The organism is Pseudomonas sp. G.S.17, assembly GCF_038096165.1.
GTDB lineage: Bacteria > Pseudomonadota > Gammaproteobacteria > Pseudomonadales > Pseudomonadaceae > Aquipseudomonas.
Genome location: NZ_CP151076.1, coordinates 5,955,974 through 5,977,031, shown reverse-complemented (window position 1 = coordinate 5,977,031; position 21,058 = coordinate 5,955,974). Strand labels below are relative to the sequence as shown.

General features: G+C 59.4%; 20 protein-coding genes. 5 read left to right on the top strand and 15 right to left on the bottom strand.

Annotation, left to right across the window (positions count from 1 at the left end):
• Positions 1-5: 5 nt before the first annotated feature.
• Together AABC73_RS27875 and AABC73_RS27870 are read right to left on the bottom strand one after the other, a co-directional pair.
• Positions 6-599, bottom strand: coding sequence for a hypothetical protein (locus AABC73_RS27875; RefSeq protein WP_341521761.1), 594 nt, complete (start codon positions 597-599; stop codon positions 6-8).
• Positions 565-1,344, bottom strand: a complete 780-nt coding sequence (locus AABC73_RS27870) for an SURF1 family protein (RefSeq protein ID WP_341521760.1) — start codon at positions 1,342-1,344, stop codon at positions 565-567. The genes AABC73_RS27875 and AABC73_RS27870 overlap by 35 nt, the downstream gene beginning before the upstream one ends.
• A gap of 71 nt (positions 1,345-1,415) precedes the next feature.
• Between AABC73_RS27870 and AABC73_RS27865 the strand changes: the two genes are divergently transcribed.
• Positions 1,416-1,619 (top strand): twin transmembrane helix small protein, encoded by a 204-nt coding sequence (locus AABC73_RS27865; RefSeq protein ID WP_020293377.1) that lies wholly within the window; start codon positions 1,416-1,418, stop codon positions 1,617-1,619.
• Positions 1,620-1,691: 72 nt separating this feature from the next.
• Here AABC73_RS27865 and AABC73_RS27860 read toward each other — a convergent pair whose 3' ends face one another.
• The 4 genes from AABC73_RS27860 to coxB form a co-directional block, all read right to left on the bottom strand.
• Entirely contained in the window at positions 1,692-2,579 is an 888-nt protein-coding gene (locus AABC73_RS27860) for a cytochrome c oxidase subunit 3 (RefSeq protein WP_341521759.1), read from the bottom strand.
• 13 nt (positions 2,580-2,592) lie between these two features.
• Positions 2,593-3,150, bottom strand: a complete 558-nt coding sequence (locus tag AABC73_RS27855; RefSeq protein WP_341521758.1) for a cytochrome c oxidase assembly protein — start codon at positions 3,148-3,150, stop codon at positions 2,593-2,595.
• Positions 3,151-3,175: 25 nt separating this feature from the next.
• Positions 3,176-4,768, bottom strand: a complete 1,593-nt coding sequence (ctaD, locus tag AABC73_RS27850; protein WP_341521757.1) for a cytochrome c oxidase subunit I — start codon at positions 4,766-4,768, stop codon at positions 3,176-3,178.
• Positions 4,769-4,937: 169 nt separating this feature from the next.
• Positions 4,938-6,062, bottom strand: a complete 1,125-nt coding sequence (gene coxB, locus AABC73_RS27845) for a cytochrome c oxidase subunit II (RefSeq protein ID WP_341521756.1) — start codon at positions 6,060-6,062, stop codon at positions 4,938-4,940.
• A gap of 378 nt (positions 6,063-6,440) precedes the next feature.
• Here coxB and AABC73_RS27840 point away from each other — a divergent pair, with 378 nt between their 5' ends.
• Positions 6,441-7,091 carry a hypothetical protein gene (locus AABC73_RS27840; RefSeq protein WP_341521755.1) on the top strand — a complete coding sequence of 217 codons (651 nt, stop codon included), beginning with the start codon at positions 6,441-6,443 and terminating at the stop codon, positions 7,089-7,091.
• A 158-nt stretch (positions 7,092-7,249) separates the two neighbouring features.
• Here AABC73_RS27840 and AABC73_RS27835 read toward each other — a convergent pair whose 3' ends face one another.
• The 5 genes from AABC73_RS27835 to prlC all read right to left on the bottom strand — a co-directional run bounded on the left by AABC73_RS27835 (position 7,250) and on the right by prlC (position 13,624).
• On the bottom strand, positions 7,250-8,782 hold the full coding sequence (locus tag AABC73_RS27835) for a SulP family inorganic anion transporter (RefSeq protein WP_341521754.1): 1,533 nt from the start codon (positions 8,780-8,782) through the stop codon (positions 7,250-7,252).
• 95 nt (positions 8,783-8,877) lie between these two features.
• Positions 8,878-9,609, bottom strand: coding sequence for a carbonic anhydrase (locus AABC73_RS27830; protein WP_331149918.1), 732 nt, complete (start codon positions 9,607-9,609; stop codon positions 8,878-8,880).
• A gap of 224 nt (positions 9,610-9,833) precedes the next feature.
• On the bottom strand, positions 9,834-10,892 hold the full coding sequence (locus AABC73_RS27825) for a PA0069 family radical SAM protein (RefSeq protein WP_341521753.1): 1,059 nt from the start codon (positions 10,890-10,892) through the stop codon (positions 9,834-9,836).
• 360 nt (positions 10,893-11,252) lie between these two features.
• Positions 11,253-11,540 carry a YheV family putative zinc ribbon protein gene (locus AABC73_RS27820; RefSeq protein ID WP_331149921.1) on the bottom strand — a complete coding sequence of 96 codons (288 nt, stop codon included), beginning with the start codon at positions 11,538-11,540 and terminating at the stop codon, positions 11,253-11,255.
• Positions 11,537-13,624, bottom strand: coding sequence for an oligopeptidase A (gene prlC / locus AABC73_RS27815; protein WP_341521752.1), 2,088 nt, complete (start codon positions 13,622-13,624; stop codon positions 11,537-11,539). Before prlC ends, AABC73_RS27820 begins: the two co-directional genes overlap by 4 nt.
• 54 nt (positions 13,625-13,678) lie before the next feature.
• On the opposite strand from prlC, the gene AABC73_RS27810 reads away from it, so the two are divergent.
• The 3 genes from AABC73_RS27810 (at position 13,679) to AABC73_RS27800 (ending at position 17,144) form a co-directional block, all read left to right on the top strand.
• A complete protein-coding gene (locus AABC73_RS27810) occupies positions 13,679-14,227 on the top strand; it encodes a gamma carbonic anhydrase family protein (protein ID WP_020293388.1) in 549 nt (182 codons plus the stop codon).
• A gap of 127 nt (positions 14,228-14,354) precedes the next feature.
• On the top strand, positions 14,355-15,005 hold the full coding sequence (locus AABC73_RS27805; RefSeq protein ID WP_341521751.1) for an HAD hydrolase-like protein: 651 nt from the start codon (positions 14,355-14,357) through the stop codon (positions 15,003-15,005).
• Positions 15,006-15,209: 204 nt separating this feature from the next.
• Positions 15,210-17,144 (top strand): acetyl-CoA hydrolase/transferase C-terminal domain-containing protein, encoded by a 1,935-nt coding sequence (locus tag AABC73_RS27800; protein WP_341521750.1) that lies wholly within the window; start codon positions 15,210-15,212, stop codon positions 17,142-17,144.
• Positions 17,145-17,266: 122 nt separating this feature from the next.
• On the opposite strand, the gene AABC73_RS27795 is transcribed toward AABC73_RS27800, so the two are convergent.
• The 4 genes from AABC73_RS27795 to AABC73_RS27780 form a co-directional block, all read right to left on the bottom strand.
• Positions 17,267-18,091 carry a sulfite exporter TauE/SafE family protein gene (locus AABC73_RS27795; protein ID WP_341521749.1) on the bottom strand — a complete coding sequence of 275 codons (825 nt, stop codon included), beginning with the start codon at positions 18,089-18,091 and terminating at the stop codon, positions 17,267-17,269.
• On the bottom strand, positions 18,088-19,347 hold the full coding sequence (locus AABC73_RS27790) for an FAD/NAD(P)-binding oxidoreductase (protein ID WP_341521748.1): 1,260 nt from the start codon (positions 19,345-19,347) through the stop codon (positions 18,088-18,090). The genes AABC73_RS27795 and AABC73_RS27790 overlap by 4 nt, the downstream gene beginning before the upstream one ends.
• Positions 19,348-19,376: 29 nt before the next feature.
• A complete protein-coding gene (locus tag AABC73_RS27785) occupies positions 19,377-20,261 on the bottom strand; it encodes an MBL fold metallo-hydrolase (RefSeq protein WP_341521747.1) in 885 nt (294 codons plus the stop codon).
• A 200-nt stretch (positions 20,262-20,461) separates the two neighbouring features.
• Positions 20,462-21,034 carry a xanthine phosphoribosyltransferase gene (locus AABC73_RS27780; protein ID WP_341521746.1) on the bottom strand — a complete coding sequence of 191 codons (573 nt, stop codon included), beginning with the start codon at positions 21,032-21,034 and terminating at the stop codon, positions 20,462-20,464.
• Positions 21,035-21,058 lie beyond the last annotated feature (24 nt).

Below are 21,058 nucleotides of genomic sequence, written 5' to 3'. Positions count from 1 at the left end.
ACCCCCTATCCGATATTCGACAGTTTCAGCAGTTGGCGCAGATCGTTGAGCAAGTCTTTACCCTTCACGTCCACGTCGTAGCGAAGCACAAGGTTGCCGTGGGGATCGACGATCCAGAGTTGTGGCGCCTCGATGCCAGGCGCGGTTTTTTGATAACGCGGCAACTCCAGCGGGTAGCGCTGCAATTGCGGGTATTCCCGGGTCAGCCTGGCGGTGTAGTCGGCGTCCAGCGGTTGGGCGACGGCCAATGCGTGACTGGCGCGAGACGCGTCGCGGCCCAGGCCGATCTGAATCTGCCGGGCCAGATACACCAGGTGCTGGCATTGGGCTTCACACACCTTGGGCGCACTGACCAACAGCTGCCAGCGCGACTCGTCGGCCTGGACCCCAAGGTCGGCGCGGCTTTGACCATTGCCGATCAATTCGCCATGAAAGCTGCGGTTCTCCGGCACCCAGAACTTGAACTTGTACATGCTGGTGGCCAGGATCATCGGGCCGATGGCCACCAGCAAGACCAGAATCAGCTGCCAGCGGCCCTTGCGGCGGCTCAGCGGCGGGCGTGGCTCAGACGTGCTGGTGGGGTTCATGACCGTTCCCATGGTTGTCCTCCTTGTTATTGTTGTTCTGTTTGTTCTGTTTGTTCTTGCTCTGCGCGGTGTGCCAGCCCAGGTACACATAAAGGCCGGTTAGTGCAGTCGCCAACGCAAACCACTGCACGGCGTAGCCCTGATGTTTTTCCGGTCCCATTGCCACCAGCGGCCAGTCCAGTCGATAGGCGCCCAGTTCCGACGCCATGCGCAACTCCTGGGGAAAACCGTCGCGGCCCAGTTCCGCCCAGAGCTTGCCCGCATCCACCGCCGTGACCAGTCGCGGCCACGGCGCGTTGGCCATGTCCGCGTGCAACTGGAATGTGGCGCCGGGGGCCACGTAAACCCAGGCTTCGACATCGAGCAGCTGAATCGGCGTCTGAAACTGTGGCGGCGTGCGGCGATCAGGCCATGGCAGCCAACCACGATTGAGCAGTATCCACAGCCCGCTGGCCTGGTCCTGAAAGGGCTGCAGCAGTTCGACGCCGACCTTGCCTTCCCGAGTGCTGTTATCGAGCAACAGACTGTGTTCAGGGTCGAAGCGCCCGCGCAACTGCACACGGCGATAAGCCGGATCGGCGCTGGTTACCAACGGTTCGATCCGCACCGGTTCTGCCGCACGGCGCTCGGCGTAGTGGGCGAGCATCACGCGCTTTTCCTCGCCGCGACCCAGCTGCCAGAAACCGAGCGCGATCAGGCACGGCAGCAGGCTGAACACCACCAGCGTCGGCAGCAGCCCGGGCGCAAAACGCTTCATCGCTGCGCCCGGCCTGACTGTGCATCCCCACCTATACTCCATTGCATCGCGTTTGCTCCTGGAGTTGCCTGATGCTCAAAGCAGCGATTGTCCTGATGCTTTTCGCCACCACGGCCAGCCTGTTCAGCGGCCTGTTCTTTCTGGTCAAGGACGACAGCCATTCGACGCGTCTGGTGAAAGCACTGACCATCCGCGTCAGCCTGGCGGCCATTACCCTGGCGCTGATTACCTGGGGCTTTTACAGCGGCCGACTGGTTTCGCATGTGACGTGGTAATGGACCTTCTGCAATGACTGTTCCGCGAGAGTGGCTTTAGCCGGGAGAGCGCTCTCCCGGCTAAAGCCGGTCCTACAGCACATACACAAATACAAACAACCCGATCCATACCACGTCCACGAAGTGCCAATACCAGCTCGCCGCCTCGAAACCGAATTGATGCTCAGCATCGAAATGCCCGCGCAGGACCCTCATCAGCATCACGAACAGGATGATGGTGCCGATGGTGACGTGTGCGCCGTGAAAGCCGGTGAGCATGAAAAACGTCGCGCCGTAGATGCCCGAACCCAGGGTCAGGCCGAGTTCTTTGTAAGCGTGCACATATTCTTCGGCTTGCAAGGTCAGGAAGCTCAAGCCGAGCAGCACGGTGATCGCCAGCCAGATTTTCAACGCGCCGCGATGACCTTTTTTCAACGCGTGGTGGGCGATGGTGATGGTCACGCTGGAGCTGACCAGCAGGATCGTATTGATCAGCGGCAAGTGCCACGGGTCGATAATGCCCTTGGGCGCCGGATACAGTTTCGGGTCCGGCGTGTTGAGCATCGGCCAGGTGTATTCGAAATTCGGCCAGAGCATGTGCGCGATGGCCTTGGAGCCTTCGCCGCCCAGCCACGGACCGGACCAATAGCGGATGTAGAACAGCGCGCCGAAAAAGGCGACAAAGAACATCACCTCGGAAAATATGAACCAGCTCATGCCCCAGCGAAACGAGCGGTCCATCTGCGCGCTGTACAGGCCCGAGCGGCTTTCCTTGATGACCGTTCCGAACCAGCCAAACATCATGTAGGCGATCAGCAATCCGCCGACGAAGAAGATCAGCGGCCCATGGGATTCCGGGCGCGCGGCCTTCATGTCGTTGAACCAGGTGCCCAGGCCATACATGGTCACCAGCAACCCGACGGTTGCGATGATCGGCCATTTGCTCTGCGCCGGAACGTAGTAATGCTCATGCACTGCCATATGCTTCTCCTTGCTAACCGCCATTGTTCGCGACACGCGCAGCAGGGGGTTGGCGAGCGGTAATGTCGAACAGCGTGTAGGCCAGCGTCAGGTGTTTCACGTCCTTGGGCAGGTCGCGATCCACAATGAAACGCACCGGCATTTCGATACGCTGGCCCGGTTGCAGCACTTGCTGGGTGAAGCAAAAACATTCGGTCTTGTGGAAATAAACCGCTGCAGTGCCCGGTGAAATACTCGGCACTGCCTGGGCGGTCATGGGCTTGTCGGTGGGGTTCTGGGCAATGAACAGCATCTCGTTGACGGCGCCGGGATAAACCTCCAGCTGCTCGGCCTTGGGATAAAAACCCCAGACCATGTCCACCGCATTGGTCGACAGAAACTGCACCCGCACCCGGCGGCTTTGATCGATGACCTGCGAGCCTTCATATGCATCGCCGGTCTTGCCATTGATGCCGAACGCCTTGCACATCACGGTGTACAGCGGCACCAGTGCGAAGCCGAAGGCAAACATCACCACTACGATCAGCAGCAGGCGGGTGACGAGGCGTTTGTTCGGGCTTGGGTTGGTCATCTGGAGCAGGCTTCGGCAAGCGTGTTCATTTCACCTCCGGCGGCGTGGTGAAGGTGTGATACGGCGCAGGCGACGGGATGCTCCACTCCAGGCCTTCAGCTCCATCCCAAGGCTTGGCGGGTGCTGGTTCGCCGCCGCGAATGGTCTTGATCACGATGAACAGGAAAAAAATCTGCGTTGCGCCAAAGGTGAACGCGCCGATGGACGACACCATATTGAAGTCGGCAAATTGCAGGTTGTAGTCCGGCACCCGGCGCGGCATGCCCGCCAGACCCACGAAGTGCATCGGGAAGAACGCCATGTTCATACCGATGAAAGACAGCCAGAAGTGCAGCTTGCCCAGGGTTTCGTCGTACATGTGGCCGGTCCACTTCGGCAGCCAGTAATAGGCCGAAGCGAAAATCCCGAAAATAGCGCCAGGCACCAGCACGTAGTGGAAGTGGGCGACGACGAAGTAAGTGTCCTGATACTGGAAATCCGCAGGCGCGATAGCCAGCATCAAGCCGGAGAACCCACCGATGCTGAACAGAATCACGAACGCCACGGCAAACAGCATCGGCGTCTCGAACGTCAGCGAGCCTTGCCACATGGTGCTGACCCAATTGAATACTTTCACCCCGGTCGGCACGGCGATGAGCATGGTGGCGTACATGAAAAACAGCTCGCCCACCAATGGAATGCCCACTACAAACATGTGGTGCGCCCAGACCAGAAACGACAGGAACGCAATGCTCGCCGTGGCGTAGACCATGGAGGTGTAGCCGAACAACGGTTTGCGCGAGAACGCCGGAATGATCGAGCTGACGGCACCAAAGGCCGGCAGGATCATGATGTACACCTCGGGATGGCCGAAGAACCAGAACACATGCTGGAACAACACCGGATCGCCACCGCCCGCCGCGCTGAAGAAACTGGTGCCGAAATGAATGTCCATCAGCATCATCGTCACGCAACCGGCCAGCACCGGCATCACGGCAATCAGCAGGAACGCGGTGATCAGCCAGGTCCAGACAAACAGCGGCATTTTCATCAGGGTCATGCCGGGGGCGCGCAGGTTAAGGATCGTCGCGACCACGTTAATGGCGCCCATGATCGAACTTATTCCCATCATATGGATGGCAAATATAAAGAAGGTCACGCTTTCGGGTGCATATGTCGTGGAGAGTGGCGCGTAGAACGTCCAGCCGAAGTTCGGGCCGCCGCCAGCTGTAAACAGCGTCGAGACCAGTAGCGTGAAGGCCGCAGGCAGCAGCCAGAAGCTGAAGTTGTTCATCCTCGGCAGCGCCATGTCCGGCGCGCCGATCATCAGCGGGATCATCCAGTTGGCCAGCCCGACGAACGCGGGCATGACCGCACCGAACACCATGATCAGGCCATGCATGGTGGTCATCTGATTGAAGAACGCCGGCTCGACGATTTGCAGTCCCGGCTGAAACAGCTCGGCGCGAATCACCATGGCAAACGAACCACCCAGCAGGAACATGGTGAAGCTGAACCACAGGTACAGCGTGCCGATGTCCTTGTGATTGGTGGTCAACACCCAACGCATCAAGCCCTTGGCGGGGCCATGTGCCTGGTCATGGCCCGCGAGGCCATGGTCGTCGATGACTGCACTCATGATCTGTCTCCTGCCAGGATCTGGCTGGTGTTTTCGTTGGAGCGTGGCTTGCCAGCGAAGGCGATATTTCTGCCTGGAAAAATGTTGGGGGTGTACCGACCTCTTCGCGGGCAAGTCGGAATCGCCGCCCGCACGTTCCAACAGATTTCACCGCCGACCGTAAACTGATTCATTTCTGCGCCTGCTTCAAAGCCAGCACATCCTTGGGCGTGACCATGTCGTTGGTGTTGTTGCCCCAGGCATGGCGCTCGTAAGTCACCACGGCGGCGATATCCACTTCCGATAGCTGTTTGCCGAACGCCGCCATCGCCGTGCCCGGTCGCCCGTTGAACACCGTTTTTAAATGTTCTTCCTTCGGTCCGGTGGCCACTTTCGAACCCTTGAGCGCCGGGAACAGCGGCGGCATGCCCTGGCCCTCCGCCTGATGGCAGGCCACGCACGTGGTGTGGTAGATCTTGTCGCCCCGGGCAACGAGTTCTTCGAGGGTCCAGTCCTTGCTGGTCAGCTCCTTGAGCTTGGCGCTTTCTTCCTTGCGGCCCGCCAGCCAGGTCTCGTAATCCGCCTTGGATTTGGCCTCGACCACAATGGGCATGAAGCCGTGGTCCTTGCCGCACAGCTCAGTACATTGGCCGCGATAGATGCCGGGCTTTTCGATGCGGGTCCAGGCTTCGTTGACGAACCCCGGTATCGCGTCGCGCTTCACCGCAAAGGCTGGCACCCACCAGGAATGGATCACGTCGGCACCGGTCACCAGGAAGCGCACTTTTTCACCCACAGGCAACACCAGCGGCTCATCGACCTCCAACAGGTAATGCTCGCCTTTGTCGTCGCGGTTGTGGATCTGATTGGTCGTGGTGGTCAGGTTGCTGAAGAATTCGACGTCCTGGCCCAGGTATTTGTAGTGCCATTTCCACTGGTAGCCGGTGATCTGGATATCGATATCCGATTCACTGGAGTCGTACATCTTGATGAGGGTTTTGGTCGCCGGAATCGCCATGACCACCAGAATCAGCAGCGGCACGATGGTCCACATGATTTCGACTTTGGTGTTTTCATGAAAGTGCGCGGCCTGCTGGCCGGTGGAACGCCGATGCACAATGATCGACCAGAACATCGCGGCAAAAACGACGATACCGATCACCACACAGATCCAGAAAATGGTCATGTGCAGATCGTAAATCGCACTGCTGGTTTCGGTCGCTCCCGGCGCCATATTCACTGTCCAGGCGGCGTGCGCCTGGCCGAATATCAACCACAACAGGAGGCCCATCCAAACTGGTGGATGACGCGTCATCACGGGTTCCCCTTTTATTCTTGTTGTCCCGCAGGTTTTCACCAGCGGTCAAGCTTCAAGGGAGCGGCTGCCACGTCAACTACACCATGACCGCGTCAGACACTTTCAGTGCTGCGGCCATCAGCCAGCTTCCTTTCAATGGCGAGTATAGCCACGCGAATCAGCTACGCAACGCACTGGTAAAAACCGCCGAGTGGGCTATGAGCATTGTTAATAAGTTTGAATAAATGCGTATTTTTGTCCGAAAAGCCCTTTTTAATAGCCATTCCACATAAATGTGAATTTGTTATGACAAATGCGTCTTAGCGAACGTCTCAAGCAGGCTACCTTAAGACTTCCCCTATCAACCCCCTGGTTTTACCGCCGTCAGGAGCCTTCATGAACACCGCCGCTTTGCGCGAGCAGATTCAAAACGCCCATCAACATGAGGCCACTACTGGCCAGTTGTTGCGTCAACTGGAAACTCAATTACCGCACTTGCATCCTGCAATCCACCTTCCTGAGGTTGATGCAAAAGGGGTGTTGAATCGTTTCGTGACAGCGTACATCGATCTGGTTCCGGACCTGCTGGATGCGGCCCATGGAGTGTCTATCGAAGCGGGTATCGAAGGGCAGATAAAACCTGTACTGAAAATCGCCGAACACTTCTTCACCACGCCGCCTGCGATCATGCAGGGCCATGAAGGGCTGGACAGCCTGCTGGACGAGGCCTATCTGGCCCATCGTCTGGTGGAAGAAGTAAATGACCTGTACATCAAGCATTTCGGCCAGCCGCTGATCCCGTCCAACACCACGGTTGCCAGCGTGATCGCTCATCAGCTGATCGGCGAGACCTTCGCCAACCAACTCGACGAAGCGGTTCACCATGCTCTGGATGAAATGCTGGACGAGGACAGCTTCGCCCTGGACTCAGTGGAAGCCTATCGCGAGCGCCTGAGCAGCCCGGACACGGAAGCCGCCTGGAAGCGCTGGCCAAGCCTGTCGCGCCAGCTCGGCGTGGGTCTTGAGCTGGAGCGCAGCAAGGCTTGATCTTCATCACAGCCATTTGAAGTTGAGCGCATCCCGTAGGACTGGCTTTAGCCGGGAGGGCGGAAGGCCTGTCGACGCAACTGCTGCGAATGTACCGGCCTCCTCCCGGCTAAAGCCGGTCCTACGGGTCCTGTTTATTGGCGCCTACGACGTTTTGCTCAACCCGCCGTCGAACCAACCCCCACCGTGGTCCGCACACGGCCTTCCAGTCGGCGCTTCAACCCACGAGGTTCGATGATCAATCGCGAACCTTGCGCTGCGTTGGCGCGGCCCCATTCTTCCAGCAGTTCCAGGCATGAATGGTCGATGTAGCTCAGGTTGTTCAGCGGCACATGCAGCGTGGTGCCGTTGGGCACGTTGCCCAGTGCCTTGGTCAACGCGGGCACCTTGAGGAACGTCGCAGCGCCGACCAGACGCAATTCCATTTCACCTTCGGCATCCAGCGGGATCAGACTGATCTTCAAGCGCGACGCCTTCAGCGCCAGTTTGACCAGTGTCAGACCAAAACCCACCAGAACGCCGGTCAGCAAATCAGTAAAGATGATCGCCGCTGCGGTGGCCGCGTAAGTGAACATCGGCATGCGGCCATAACGACCCAGACCACGAAACGCCTTGAGGTCCACCAGCTTCAAGCCGGTATACACCAGAACACCCGCCAGACTCGCGACCGGAATGCTTTGCAGCACACTGGACAGCAGCAACACGAACGCCAGCAGCCACGCGCCATGAAAGATCGCCGACAAGCGCGTGCGTGCGCCGGCTTGAACGTTGGCCGAGCTGCGCACAATCACGCCAGTCATCGGCAACGCGCCCAACAATCCGCAGAGCATGTTGCCCACACCCTGGGCGCTCAGTTCCTTGTCGAAATCCGAACGCTGGCCGTCATGCATGCGATCCACGGCGGCCGCCGACAGCAGGGTTTCCGCGCTGGCAATGAACGCCACGGCGAAGGCCGCCACCAGAATCGCCGGATCGGCCAGATTCAGCAGGTCCGCAGGGCGCAGCCAATCGATGGCTTCAGCCAGATTGTCCGGCACCTGAACACGCTTGACCTGCAACGCCAGCGCCAGACTGGCCAGCGTCGCCACGCCGACGCCCAGCAAGGCGCCCGGTACGAAACGCAGGGATTGCGGCCGCCATTTATCCCACAGCCACATGATCAAAATCGTACTCAAACCGAGGATGCCGGCCTGCATGCCGGTGCCCGGCCCGATGGCCTGAACCAGCGTCGCGGGGAAGCCGATCAGGTTATCCAGGCCGGAGGGTTTGGGCCCGCCATCGAACATCACGTGAACCTGCGACAGCACGATCAGCACGCCAATCCCGGCCAGCATGCCGTAGACCACCGCTGGCGCCGTGACCCTGAACCAGCAGCCGAGCTTGAAGCGTCCGGCCAGCACTTGCAGCAGGCCTGCCAGCAACAGGATCGGGCCCAACATGGCCATCCCGTGTTCACGCACCACCTCGAACACCAATACCGCCAGGCCCGCAGCCGGACCGCTGACCTGCAACGGCGAACCCGCCAGCCAGCCCACCACCAGACCGCCAATGATGCCGGTGATCAAGCCTTTCGCCGGCGGCATGCCCGACGCAATCGCGATCCCCATGCACAGCGGCAGCGCCACCAGGAATACCACCACGGAAGCCAACAGCTCCCGTGGTAAAACAGATTTCAGTTGAGCTACACCCATGACAAGTCTCCGGGATTCTTCAGACGTGACAATGCCGTGCGGCGCGCGATGCACGCGGGCCGCCACGAACGTGTACGAGTTTTAAAAGCGCGTCGTTAGAAACGCGGTTTCGGCGTGGCCATCGGTGTTGGATGGTCGCCGTCCAGAGGCAGGAAACAATCTTGTTCGGCGTCGTAGGCTCGGATTGCACAGGTCTCGATATCGTAGACCCAGCCGTGGATGAACAGCTGTCCACTGGCCATTTTTGACGCTACAGAAGGGTGAGTACGCAAGTGCTGCAATTGGGCGATGACGTTCTCTTCGGTGAGAACATGCATGGTTTCGGTCTCGCCAGCGCAGTGGCAGTTGTCTTCGACCACGATGCGCGCGACTTCGGCGTGGCGTAACCAGGCTTTGACCGTCGGCATTTTTTCGAGGGTTTGTGGGTTGAGCACCGCGCGCATGGCACCGCAATCGGAGTGGCCGCAAACGATGATGTGGTGCACGCCCAAAGCCAGTACCGCATATTCGATGGCCGTGGAAACGCCGCCATTCATGGGGCCATAGGGCGGAACCACGTTACCGACGTTACGTGTAACGAACAGATCGCCCGGCGAGCTTTGGGTAATCAGCTCCGGGACGATGCGTGAGTCGGCGCAGGTAATGAACATCGCCCTGGGTTGCTGGGCGTTTGCGAGTTTCTTGAACAGTTCTTCCTGCTGCGGGAAGACTTCGTGCCGGAAATGCTTGAAGCCATCAACAATGTGCTTGAGCGCAACGTCGGCGGATTCGGCTTGCGGTCGTTCGTCCGCCAATGCAGCCGAAGCCTGTTTATCCATGTCGTTCATGTCTCATCCTCTTTGACGGATTGATGTGGATGGTAGCTTTGAGGCTGTCAAAGCGGCGCGGTGCACATTCCATTGTACGAGGCCGCTGACTCATTGCGTGTTACACACTAACCGCCAAAACTTAATTGAAACTTAATGCAACGCTCTAGCTCGGCACTCATGGCGATACGACATTATTTTCGCTGCCGTGGTTCAGTCGAGTTAATGACTCTACCGCCAACCCATTACAACAACGACATCTGCCCGCCCGGCGGGCAGAACGCCTCGCTGTCCAGGTTGAAACTCTCGCGTTTGTTCAGCCCAAGACGCTTGATGGCAATACTGTAGCGCTGCGCCAGAAGATCGGCAAAAGGACCTTCACCGCGCATGCGTACGCCGAAGCGGCTGTCGTAGACCTCACCGCCGCGAACCTGCCGGACCAGACTCATCACGTGCTCGGCGCGCTGTGGATAATGTGCCTTGAGCCATTCGTCGAACAGTGGCGCAACTTCCAGTGGCAAACGCAGCATCACATAGCTGGCGCTCAACGCCCCGGCGGCCTTGGCTTCGCTGAGCAGGCTTTCGAGCTCCATGTCGTTGATCATCGGAATCATCGGCGCGCACAGCACGCCCACCGGAATGCCTGCCTCGCGCATCACCCGAATCGCCCGCAAGCGGGCCTTTGGCGCTGCGGCGCGGGGTTCGAGGATGCGTTTGAGCTCATCGTCCAGCGTGGTCAGGCTGATGAAGACCGAGAGCAGCCGCTGTTTCGCCAGTTCGGCCAGCAAATCCAGGTCACGCAGAATCAGCGAGCCTTTGGTGATGATCGTCACCGGATGCCGATAGCGCAGCAGCACCTGCAGCACAGCACGGGTGATCTTGTATTCGCGTTCGATGGGCTGATACGGATCGGTATTCGCGCCCAGAGTAATCGGCGCGCATTTGTAACCCGGCTTGGAAAGCTGTTGTTCCAGCACCGCAGCGGCGTTGGTCTTGGCGATCAGTTTGGTCTCGAAATCCAGGCCCGGCGACATGTCCCAATACGCATGGCTGGGGCGCGCATAGCAATAAATGCAGCCATGCTCGCAGCCGCGATAAGGATTGATCGAGCGATCGAAGGGAATATCCGGCGAGCTGTTGCGCGTGATGATGCTCTTGGCGGTTTCGCTGGTGACCTGCGTGCCCTGGGTCATGGGCACTTCCTGATACCAGCCGTCATCTTCGGCGACCGAGCGATTCGGCGCGAAACGGTTGTGCGGATTACTGGCGGTACCGCGACCGCGAGGCGGGAAAATCAGCGACATGGGGATTTTCTCCTTTGCTGTATATACAGACAGTACAGGAGAAACCGATTATTTCTCTACCCGGCCGATAAAAGGCACAGCAGGTGGAGAACCCGTGCAGACTGTGTGAAAACGTCACGAGCGAAGGCAAGACAAGGCAAAAACAGGCGGAAAAGCGGAGTCTAGGTGTTCTAAATGAGCATTTTCCGCCTGTTTTTAACGCAGTATTGCCGAGCGCAGTAGTTTTCACACAGTCTGCGTGGGAGCGAGCTTGCTCGCGAAAATGCCAGTACATCCAATGCATCTTCCTGGCCTGAAACATCGCCTTCGCGAGCAAGCTCGCTCCCACACAAGTCCGCTCCTACAGGGAGTTGCCTTGAATCACCCCAGATCAACCGGCTTTTTCAGCTTCGGATTCGGGAAGAACTGCACACCCTGCACCTTGGGATCAGCAGGCTTGGCCGCAGGTTTATTGACCCGCGTGCCCAATTCCTTGGGAATCGACTGACCTTGGGCGTTCAGCGTATCGCTGTAGCCGCAGCCCACGCATTCACGATGGGGAACGTCGTCCTCGTTCCACATCATGAGTTTGTCGGGTTCGCTGCACGCCGGGCAGACAGCCCCGGCGATGAAGCGCTTCTTGGTAATGACTACCGGTGTATCGGTCATGCTGCCACTTCCTCACTCAGGCCACTGTGACGCAAGAGTGCGTCAATCGACGGCTCGCGTCCGCGGAAGTCGACGAACAGCACCATCGGCGCCAGCGAACCACCACGGGCCAGAATCGCTTCGCGGAAGGCGCGACCGGTTTCGGCATTGAGTACGCCATCCTCCTCAAACTTCGAGAACGCATCGGCGGACAGCACTTCAGCCCATTTATAGCTGTAGTAACCCGCTGCGTAACCGCCAGCGAAGATGTGCGCGAAGCTGTTCGGGAAGCGATTGTAGGCAGGCGGACGCATCACCGAGACTTCGTCGCGAATGCCTTCGAGTACCTGGGCCACGCTGCGGCCATCGCCATGAGTGGCGTGCAATTCGAAGTCGAACAACGAGAATTCCAGCTGGCGAACCATCATCAGGCCAGACTGGAAATTCTTCGCCGCCAGCATCTTTTGCAGCAGGTCTTGAGGCAGCGGTTCGCCGCTCTCGTAATGACCGGAAATCAGCGCGAGGCCTTCAGGCTCCCAGCACCAGTTTTCCATGAACTGGCTCGGCAACTCGACCGCATCCCACGCCACGCCATTGATGCCCGATACGCCGGCATGTTCAACGCGAGTCAGCAAGTGATGCAGGCCGTGGCCGAATTCGTGGAACAGCGTGGTGACTTCATCGTGAGTCAGCAGCGCGGGTTTGCCAGGCGAGGCGGGCGTGAAGTTGCACACCAGATTGGCCACCGGGCTTTGCAGCTGGCCTTCGGCGGTGCGGCGACGGTCGCGAGCGCCGTCCATCCAGGCACCGCCGCGCTTGTTGGCGCGAGCGTACAGATCAAAGAAGAAACGCCCGACGTGCTGGCCGTTTTCCTTGATTTCGAACAGACGAACGTCCGGATGCCAGGTATCAAAACCCTTTTGCTCGGCGATCTCGATGCCGTACAGACGCTGCACGATAGCAAACAGCCCTCCGAGTACTTTGTCGATGGGGAAGTAGGCGCGCAGGGCTTCCTGGGAAACGCTGTAACGTTGCTCACGCAGCTTCTCGCCATAAAAACCGCTGTCCCAGCTTTGCAGATCCGGGCAGCCTTGTTCGGCGGCATACGCCTTGAGCTGTTGCAGATCCTGCGCGGCAAATGGCTTGCTGCGCTTGGCCAGATCCCGCAGGAAACTCAGCACCTGATCGCTGGATTCAGCCATCTTGGTCGCCAGACTCAGCTCGGAGAAGCTGGCGAAACCCAACAGTTTGGCCAATTCCTGCCGCAAATCGAGGATCTGCTCCATCACTGGGCCGTTGTCGTTCTGGCCAGCGTTCGGCCCTTGGTCCGACGCTCGCGTGCAATACGCGGCGTAGATTTCTTCGCGCAGGGCGCGGTCTTCGGCGTAGGTCATCACCGCGTAGTAGCTCGGGAATTCCAGCGTGATCAGGAAACCTTCCAGATCCTTGGCCTTGGCGGCGGCAGCCATCTGCTGTTTGGCCGAATCGGTCAGGCCCGCCAGCGCGGATTCATCGCTGACCAGTTTGGTCCAGGCCTGCGTTGCATCCAGCAGCTGATTGGAGAACTGGCTGCCCAGCTCGGACAACTTGCTCTGCACTTCGGCATAGCGTTTTTGCTGTGCTGGCGGCAGATCGATGCCGGACAGGCGGAAATCACGCAGCGAATGTTCCAGAATGGTTTTCTGCGCCACGTCAAAACCGGCGGCTTCCGGGCTGTTGGTCAGGGCTTCGAAGGCCTGGAACAGCGCGCGGTTCTGGCCCATTTCAGTGGAATAGGCGCTCAAGGCTGGCAGGCACGATTCGTAGGCTTCGCGCAATTGGGCGCTGTTGCACACGGCGTTCAAATGGCTGACCGGACTCCAGGCGGCGCCGAGGCGGTCGTTGAGTTCGTCCATCGCCAACACCAGCCCGGCCCATGTAGGCTGCGAGCCTTGCTTGACGAGAATGTCGGCAATCGCGGCGCGGTTGTCGGCAATGATCTGTTCAATGGCAGGTTTTACATGCTCGGCACGAATCGCCGAGAAAGGTGGCAGGTCGTAGGATTGCAGAAGAGGGTTGTTCGCGCTCACGGTTTTGCACCTTGGCTGGAAGAAACACCCACGCATCTTAATTACAATCGGCGCGGTCCGCAGCTATCAGCGCCAAAGAAGGAGCCTATCGTGGCCATCCGCAGCTTTCAGAATCACACGCCAGCCCTTGGCGAACGGGCGTTTGTCGACCATTCAGCCGTGGTACTCGGCGATGTCGAGATTGGCGCCGACAGCTCTGTCTGGCCGTTGACCGTCATTCGCGGCGACATGAACCGCATCCGCATCGGCGTGCGGACCAGCGTCCAGGACGGCAGCGTGCTGCACATCACCCACGCCGGGCCGTTCAACCCGGATGGATTTCCGTTGCTGATCGGCGACGAAGTGACCATCGGCCACAAAGTCATGCTGCATGGCTGCACCGTCGGTAATCGCATCCTGATCGGCATGGGCAGCACGATCATGGACGGCGCAGTGGTCGAAGACGAAGTGATCATTGGCGCGGGCAGCCTGGTGCCGCCGGGTAAAACCCTGGAAAGCGGCTTTCTTTATGTAGGACGTCCGGTCAAACAGATGCGGGCATTGACCGAAAAAGAGATCGCCTTCTTCCCTTACAGCGCCGCCAACTACGTAAAGCTCAAGGATCTGCACCTTGCCGAAGGCTTTGATCAGCCCTGCTAGCCCGCGATATATCGACATATCGTAGGGCCGGCTTCAGCCGGGAGCAGCCTCGCGGCTAAAGCCGCTCCTACGAGGACACACGGGTAGCCCGCCTGCAACCAGATCCCGAACACCGATCGAGAGTCCTATGCATTACCAAAATATTCTGTTCGACCTTGATGGCACGCTGACCGATCCGCGCTTGGGCATTACTCGTTCGATCCAGTTCGCGCTCGGCAAACTGGGCATCGACGAACCTGACCTCACCAACCTCGAACACTTCATCGGCCCACCGTTGTTGCAGCAATTCATGCTCGCTTACCACCTCGACGAGGCCAAAGCCTGGGAAGCCGTGGGGTTCTACCGCGAGCGCTTCAAGGTCACCGGGCTTTATGAAAATCTAGTCTTCGACGGTGTATTCGAGCTGCTGGACGAGCTGGCCGACCAAGGCCGCAACCTGTTCATCGCTACGTCCAAGCCTTGGGTCTTCGCCCACGAAATCGCCCGCCATTTCGACTTCGCACGGCATTTCAAAGTGATCTACGGCAGCGAACTGGACGGCACCCGCACCGACAAAGTCGAACTGATCGCGCACCTGCTCGCCGAAGAAAACCTCGACCCCAGACAAACCCTGATGATCGGCGACCGCAAACACGACCTCATCGGCGGCCTGCGCAACGGGCTGGATGTGGCGGCGGTAGGCTATGGTTTTGGTAGCCACGAAGAGCTGCAGGCCGAATCGCCGACGTATCACTTCGCGACGCTGGCTGAGCTGCATGCGGCGTTTTTGAAGCGATAAATTAATTCCGTGGGAGCGAGCTTGCTCGCGAAGACAATTACCTGAACGCTGAAATATGCACAGGATGTCCCGGCCCTTTCGCAAGCAAGCTTGCTCCCACGGGGGCTGCCCTCAACAAGTTGGCTCCTACAGTGGCTGTGTTGCAGCAATATTCCTGTTACACCGGTCCAAGCTCCATCGAACAACAAAACCAGGAAGGAACCGATGCCGCAGTCCTGTTCCATTGACCAAGCCGTCGCGCAGGTGATTGCGCAGTTGCCGGCTCATATCCACATGGGCATTCCCTTGGGGCTCGGCAAGCCGAATCGGTTCGTCAATGCGTTGTATGAGCGGATCAGGCAGCTGCCGGACCGGCAATTGACGATCTATACCGCGCTCAGCCTTGGGCGACCTGCGGTGGGCGAGGGGTTGAAGGAGCGGTTTCTCCAGCCTTTTCTGGAGCGGGTTTTCGATGACTATCCCGAACTCGAGTATCTGGCCGATCTGCACCGTGACAGCCTGCCGCCGAACATTCGCGTGCAGCAGTTCTTCATGCAGCCGGGCAGTCTGCTCAACAGCCCACCGGCGCAGCAGGATTACATCAGCAGCAATTACAGCCATGCCGCGCGGGACATCAATGCCAATGGCCTGAATCTGGTGGCGCAACTGGTGGCCCGTGACGAGCAGCGGCCGGGCAAACTGAGCCTGAGTTGCAATCCGGACGTCACCCTCGACCTGCTGCCGATGATCGCCAAACGCCGCGCTGCCGGGGAAACCGTGCTGTTGTTGGGCCAGGTTCACGCTGACTTGCCTTATATGCCAGGCGATTCGGAACTGGCTATCGAGGACTTCGATTTCCTGCTGGAAGACGAAGAGCGCAGCACGCTGTTTTCGACGCCGAACATGCCGGTGGGCTATCAGGATCATTTCATTGGCCTGCACGCCAGCACTCTGGTACGCGACGGTGGCACTTTACAGATCGGCATCGGCGCCATGGGCGACGCCTTGACTGCCGCGTTGCTGGCCCGTCAGGCCGACAACGAAACCTATCGCGCCTTGCTTGCCGAGTTGAATCTCAGTGACTGGCAAGTCCTGATCGACCGCGAAGGTGGCGTGCTGCCGTTCGTTTCCGGGCTATATGGTTGCAGCGAAATGTTCGTCAACGGCCTGTTGGTGTTGGTCGATGCCGGGATCATTCGGCGCAAGGTTTACGCCGATGTGATGCGCCAGCGCGAGGCCAACGATGGCACGCTGGACGAAACCGCCCACACCGACGGGGTTATCGTGCATGGCGGGTTTTTCCTCGGGCCGCAGAGTTTCTATGCCCGGTTGCGCGAGTTTTCCCTGGAGCGCCTCGGGCAGTTCAACATGACGGCCATCAGTTACATCAACGAGCTGTATGGCAATGAAGAGCTCAAGCGCCTGCAGCGCCGGGACGCGCGCTTCATCAATAGCGTGTTTACCGTGACGCTGATGGGCGCGGCGGTGGCGGATCAATTGGAAGACGGGCGGGTATTGAGCGGTGTCGGTGGCCAGTACAACTTTGTCGCTCAAGCCCACGCGCTGGAAGGCGCGCGTTCGATTCTGATCCTGCGCAGCTGGCGCGAAGCGGGCGGCGAGGTCAATTCGAACATCGTCTGGGACTACGGCCACACGACTATCCCCCGGCATTTGCGGGACATCGTGGTGACGGAATATGGCATTGCGGATTTGCGCGGCAAAACCGACTCCGCGGTCATCGAAGCCATGCTCAATATCAGCGATTCACGTTTCCAGGCGGGCTTGATCGAGAAGGCGCAGAAAATCGGCAAGCTGCCCAAGGATTTCCGCCTCGACCCGCGCTTCGCGCAGAACTCCCCCGAGCGCTTGCAGGCGATTGCCGAGCAGTATTCACAGGTGTTTACCGAATATCCGCTGGGCTGCGACTTCAGTGCTGAAGAGCGCGATTTGCTCAGGGCGTTGAACTGGCTGGAGAGCAAATTCAAGCTCACCGAAATCCTCGAACTGGGCAAGGCCACATTGGACGCCCCGGAACCTTCGGTATTCCCGGCGCAACTTGAGCGCATGCAGCTTGATCAGCCGCAGGGTTTGAAGGAAGAGCTGTATCAGCGATTGTTGCTGGCGGGGTTGCAGAGCACGGCGCAATCACAATCCGTGTAGGAGGGGGCTTGTCCCCGAAGAAGGCAACCTCAATCTGCCTGGCCTGACTCATTGCCTGACCTGACGCCTTCCCGGACAAGTCCGGTCCTACCGGGCTGCGCAAAACCGGTAGGAGGGAGCGACTACAGGAAAAATGTGATCTGTGTCGCGACCAACATCACCGCCGCACCGATTCCCACCACGGCAAACAGCTGTCGCAATCGCGGCCCGGCGAGGTAGCGGGCAATCTGCCGTCCGGCGACAAGGCCGACCACCGCGCCTGCTGCAAATGGCGCGCCGACGGCCCAGTGCATCACGCCGCTCAGCGTTGCGGTGATCACGCTGCCCAGGGAAACCAGGGCAATGACCGCCAATGAAGTGGCCACCACGCTTTTCATGTCCAGGTCGGTGTAGCGCGTTAGCGCCGGGATAATCACGAAGCCGCCGCCAACCCCCAGCAATCCGGATAACAGGCCCGCCAGCATGCCGGTCAACGTCAGCGCGCGCAGACAGGGCATGGTCCAGCGCAGACGACCTTGCAGCGGATTCAGAACACAGGGCAGAAAATCCGGGCGGGTGGCCAATGGGCCGTGGCGCAATTCGCAGCTGGCTTTGCGGAAAATCCGCACGCAGGCATACATCAAAACCGTCGAGAACAGCAGCGCCAGCGGCGTGTTCGGCAACTGATGGGCAAGCCACAAACCCAGTGGCGCGATGACGATGCCGATGCTGGCGATATAACCCGCAGCGCGATAACGCACGATGCCTTCGCGCCAACCCAGAATCGCACCGACCGCCGAGGCCAGGCCGACTGCCAGCAATCCCACGGGCGCGGCTTCGACTATCGACAGGCCAAGGCCGAACACCAGCAATGGCACGGCGAGAATGCCGCCACCGGCCCCGGTCAACGCCAATATCGCGCCGATCAACGTGCCCAGGCCTGCGCCGAGCAGTTGATGTTCGTTCATTTTCCGGCCTTGAGCGGATCAAGCTTCGGGCGAGCGAGCCATTCCCGACCGCGCAACATGCCGCGCCAGTACAGCGGCGGCAGAATGCGTTCTTTCAGCCACCAGGCCAGACGCGTGGGTTTGCGGCCGTTGACCAGCCAGTCCGGGAAGCTCGGGGCCAGTTTGCCGCCATAGGTGAATTCGGCGAGGACGATCTTGCCGCGTTCCACGGTCAGCGGGCATGAACCATAGCCGTCGTATTGCGCCTGTTGCTGCAAGCGGCCCAGGGCACGCAATACGTTGTTGGCTACCACCGGCGCCTGTTTGCGGGCGGCCGCTGCGGTTTTCGCGTTGCTGGTGTTGGTCGCGTCGCCCAGGCCGTGGATATTGGCGAAACGGCGATGTTGCAGGGTTGCCGGATCGACATCGATCCAGCCTGCGGCGTCGGCCAGCGGGCTGGCGCGGATGAAGTCCGGTGCAGTCTGCGGCGGCGCCACATGCAGCATGTCGAAGATTTGCTCGACGGTTTCGCTGCTGCCATCGGCGTCGGTGCTCACGAAAGTTGCCACTTTCCGAGGGCCGTCCACGGCGATCAGCTTGTGATTGAATTGCAAGTCGATGGCGTAGCGCTCGATGTACTTCATCAAGGCCGGCACATAGTCGGCCACGCCAAACAGCACGCCGCCAGCATTGAAGAATTGGGTGTTGATCTGCCTCAGATGGCCGGTCTTCAGCCAGTGATCGCAAGACAGATACATCGCCTTTTGCGGCGCGCCCGCGCATTTGATCGGCATGGGCGGCTGGGTGAACAGCGCGCGACCCTGCTTGAGGTTTTGCACCAGCTGCCAGGTGTAAGGTGCCAGGTCGTAGCGATAATTGGAGGTGACGCCGTTTTTACCCAGGGTTTCCTGGAGGCCGGGAATCGCCGCCCAGTCGAGTTTCAGGCCGGGGCAGACGATCAGCTGTTGATAGCCGAGTATCTGCCCGGTCTGCAGCAGGACTCGATGGTGTTGCGGCTCGAACGCCGCGACGGCTTCCTTGATCCAGCGCACGCCCTTGGGAATCAACGATTCCATGCTGCGCGCAGTGGACTCAGGTTGAAAAATGCCGGCGCCGACCAGGGTCCAGCCGGGTTGATAGTAGTGGGTGTCGGCCGGATCGATGATTGCGATATCCAGCGTCGCGTCCCGAGCCAGCAGGCTCGATGCCGTAGCGATTCCCGCCGCGCCAGCGCCAACGATGAGAATTTGGTGGCGGACGTCATGTTGTTCTTGCATCGCAACAGCTCCAGAAGTGGATGCCCGGTTCAAAGGACGTTAAGCGGGATTTTCAGGTAGCTGATGCCGTTTTCTTCCGGCTCTGGAAGGTGGCCGCAACGCATGTTGATCTGTACCGAAGGCAGGATCAGCACGGGCATGTCCAGGGTTGCATCGCGGGCTTCGCGCATCTTCACGAACGCGTCTTCATCGATGCCTTCGTGGATGTGGATATTCTCGGCGCGCTGCTCGGCAACCGTGGTCATGTATCGCAGTTCGCGGCCGTTTGGCAGGTAGTCATGGCACATGAACAGTCGTGTGCTGGCCGGCAGGCTGAGGATCTTGTGAATCGAGCGATACAGCGTCCGGGCGTCGGCGCCGGGGAAGTCGCAGCGCGCGGTGCCGTAGTCGGGCATGAATAAAGTGTCGCCAACGAACGCCACGGTTTCGCCCGCCACTTCCACCAGGTACGTCATGCACGCCGGAGTGTGGCCGGGCGTGTGCATCGCCCGCGCTTCAAGCGTGCCGATCTGGAATGACATGCCGTCGCCCAGCAGCACGTCGAACTGACTGCCATCGCGGGCAAAACTGCCCGGCGCGTTGAACAGCGCACCGAACACTTTCTGCACCTGGGTGATATGGCTGCCGATAGCGATCTGCCCGTGCAGCTGGTCTTTCAGGTACGCGGCTGCGGAAAGATGATCGGCGTGGACATGGGTTTCGAGAATCCATTGCACCGAGGCTTGCAGCTCCCGAACACGGGCGATCAAGCGGTCGGCGGACTCGGTGCCGGTGCGCCCGGACTTGGGGTCGTAATCCAGCACGCTGTCGATCAGGGCGCAGTGTTTGCTGCTCAGGTCCATGACCAGATAGCTGATGGTCGAGGTATGAGGATCGAACAGTGCTTCGATGTACAAGCGCTCGCCAATGATCATTTGGTCTCCAAAACGGTTGTTGAAGCTGGCGGGTGGTGGGTTGGGTATTCCCGATACCTGCTGGCAACAAGGATTCTGGTAGGAGGGGACTCGTCCCCGAAAACGTTAGTTCAAGCGGCGTTGATTTTCGGATATCTCGTTGTCGGGCAAATTGCGTTCGGGGACAAGTCCCCTCCTACCGAGCGAATGATTTGTTTCAATCACTCGATAAACGTAACAACCCCGCCCGCCAGGGACTTCACCCGGGCCAGCGATTCGACGCGATAGCCTTGGGCGTCCAGTTCGGCGCGGCCGCCCTGAAACGACTTCTCGATCACGATGCCCAGTCCGGCGACGGTTGCGCCAGCTTGCTTGATGATCGAAATCAGCGCCTGGGATGCCTTACCGTTGGCCAGGAAGTCATCAATGATCAGCACTTTGTCGTTGCTGTTCAGATGCCGTGGCGAAATGGCGACGGTGCTTTCGGTCTGCTTGGTGAACGAATACACCGTGGCCGACAGCAGGTTTTCCGTCAGCGTCAGGGATTGATGCTTGCGGGCGAAGATCACCGGCACGCCGAGCCGCAAGCCGGTCATGATCGCCGGAGCAATACCCGAGGCCTCGATGGTGACGATCTTGGTGATGCCCGAGTCGGCGAACAGCGTGGCGAATTCATCGCCGATCAGCTGCATCAACGCAGGGTCGATCTGATGATTGAGAAACGCATCAACCTTCAACACCTGGTCGGACAATACGATGCCTTCATCGCGAATTTTCTGGTGCAGTGCTTCCACGTCGGTTCCTCGGCTGCGCGAATG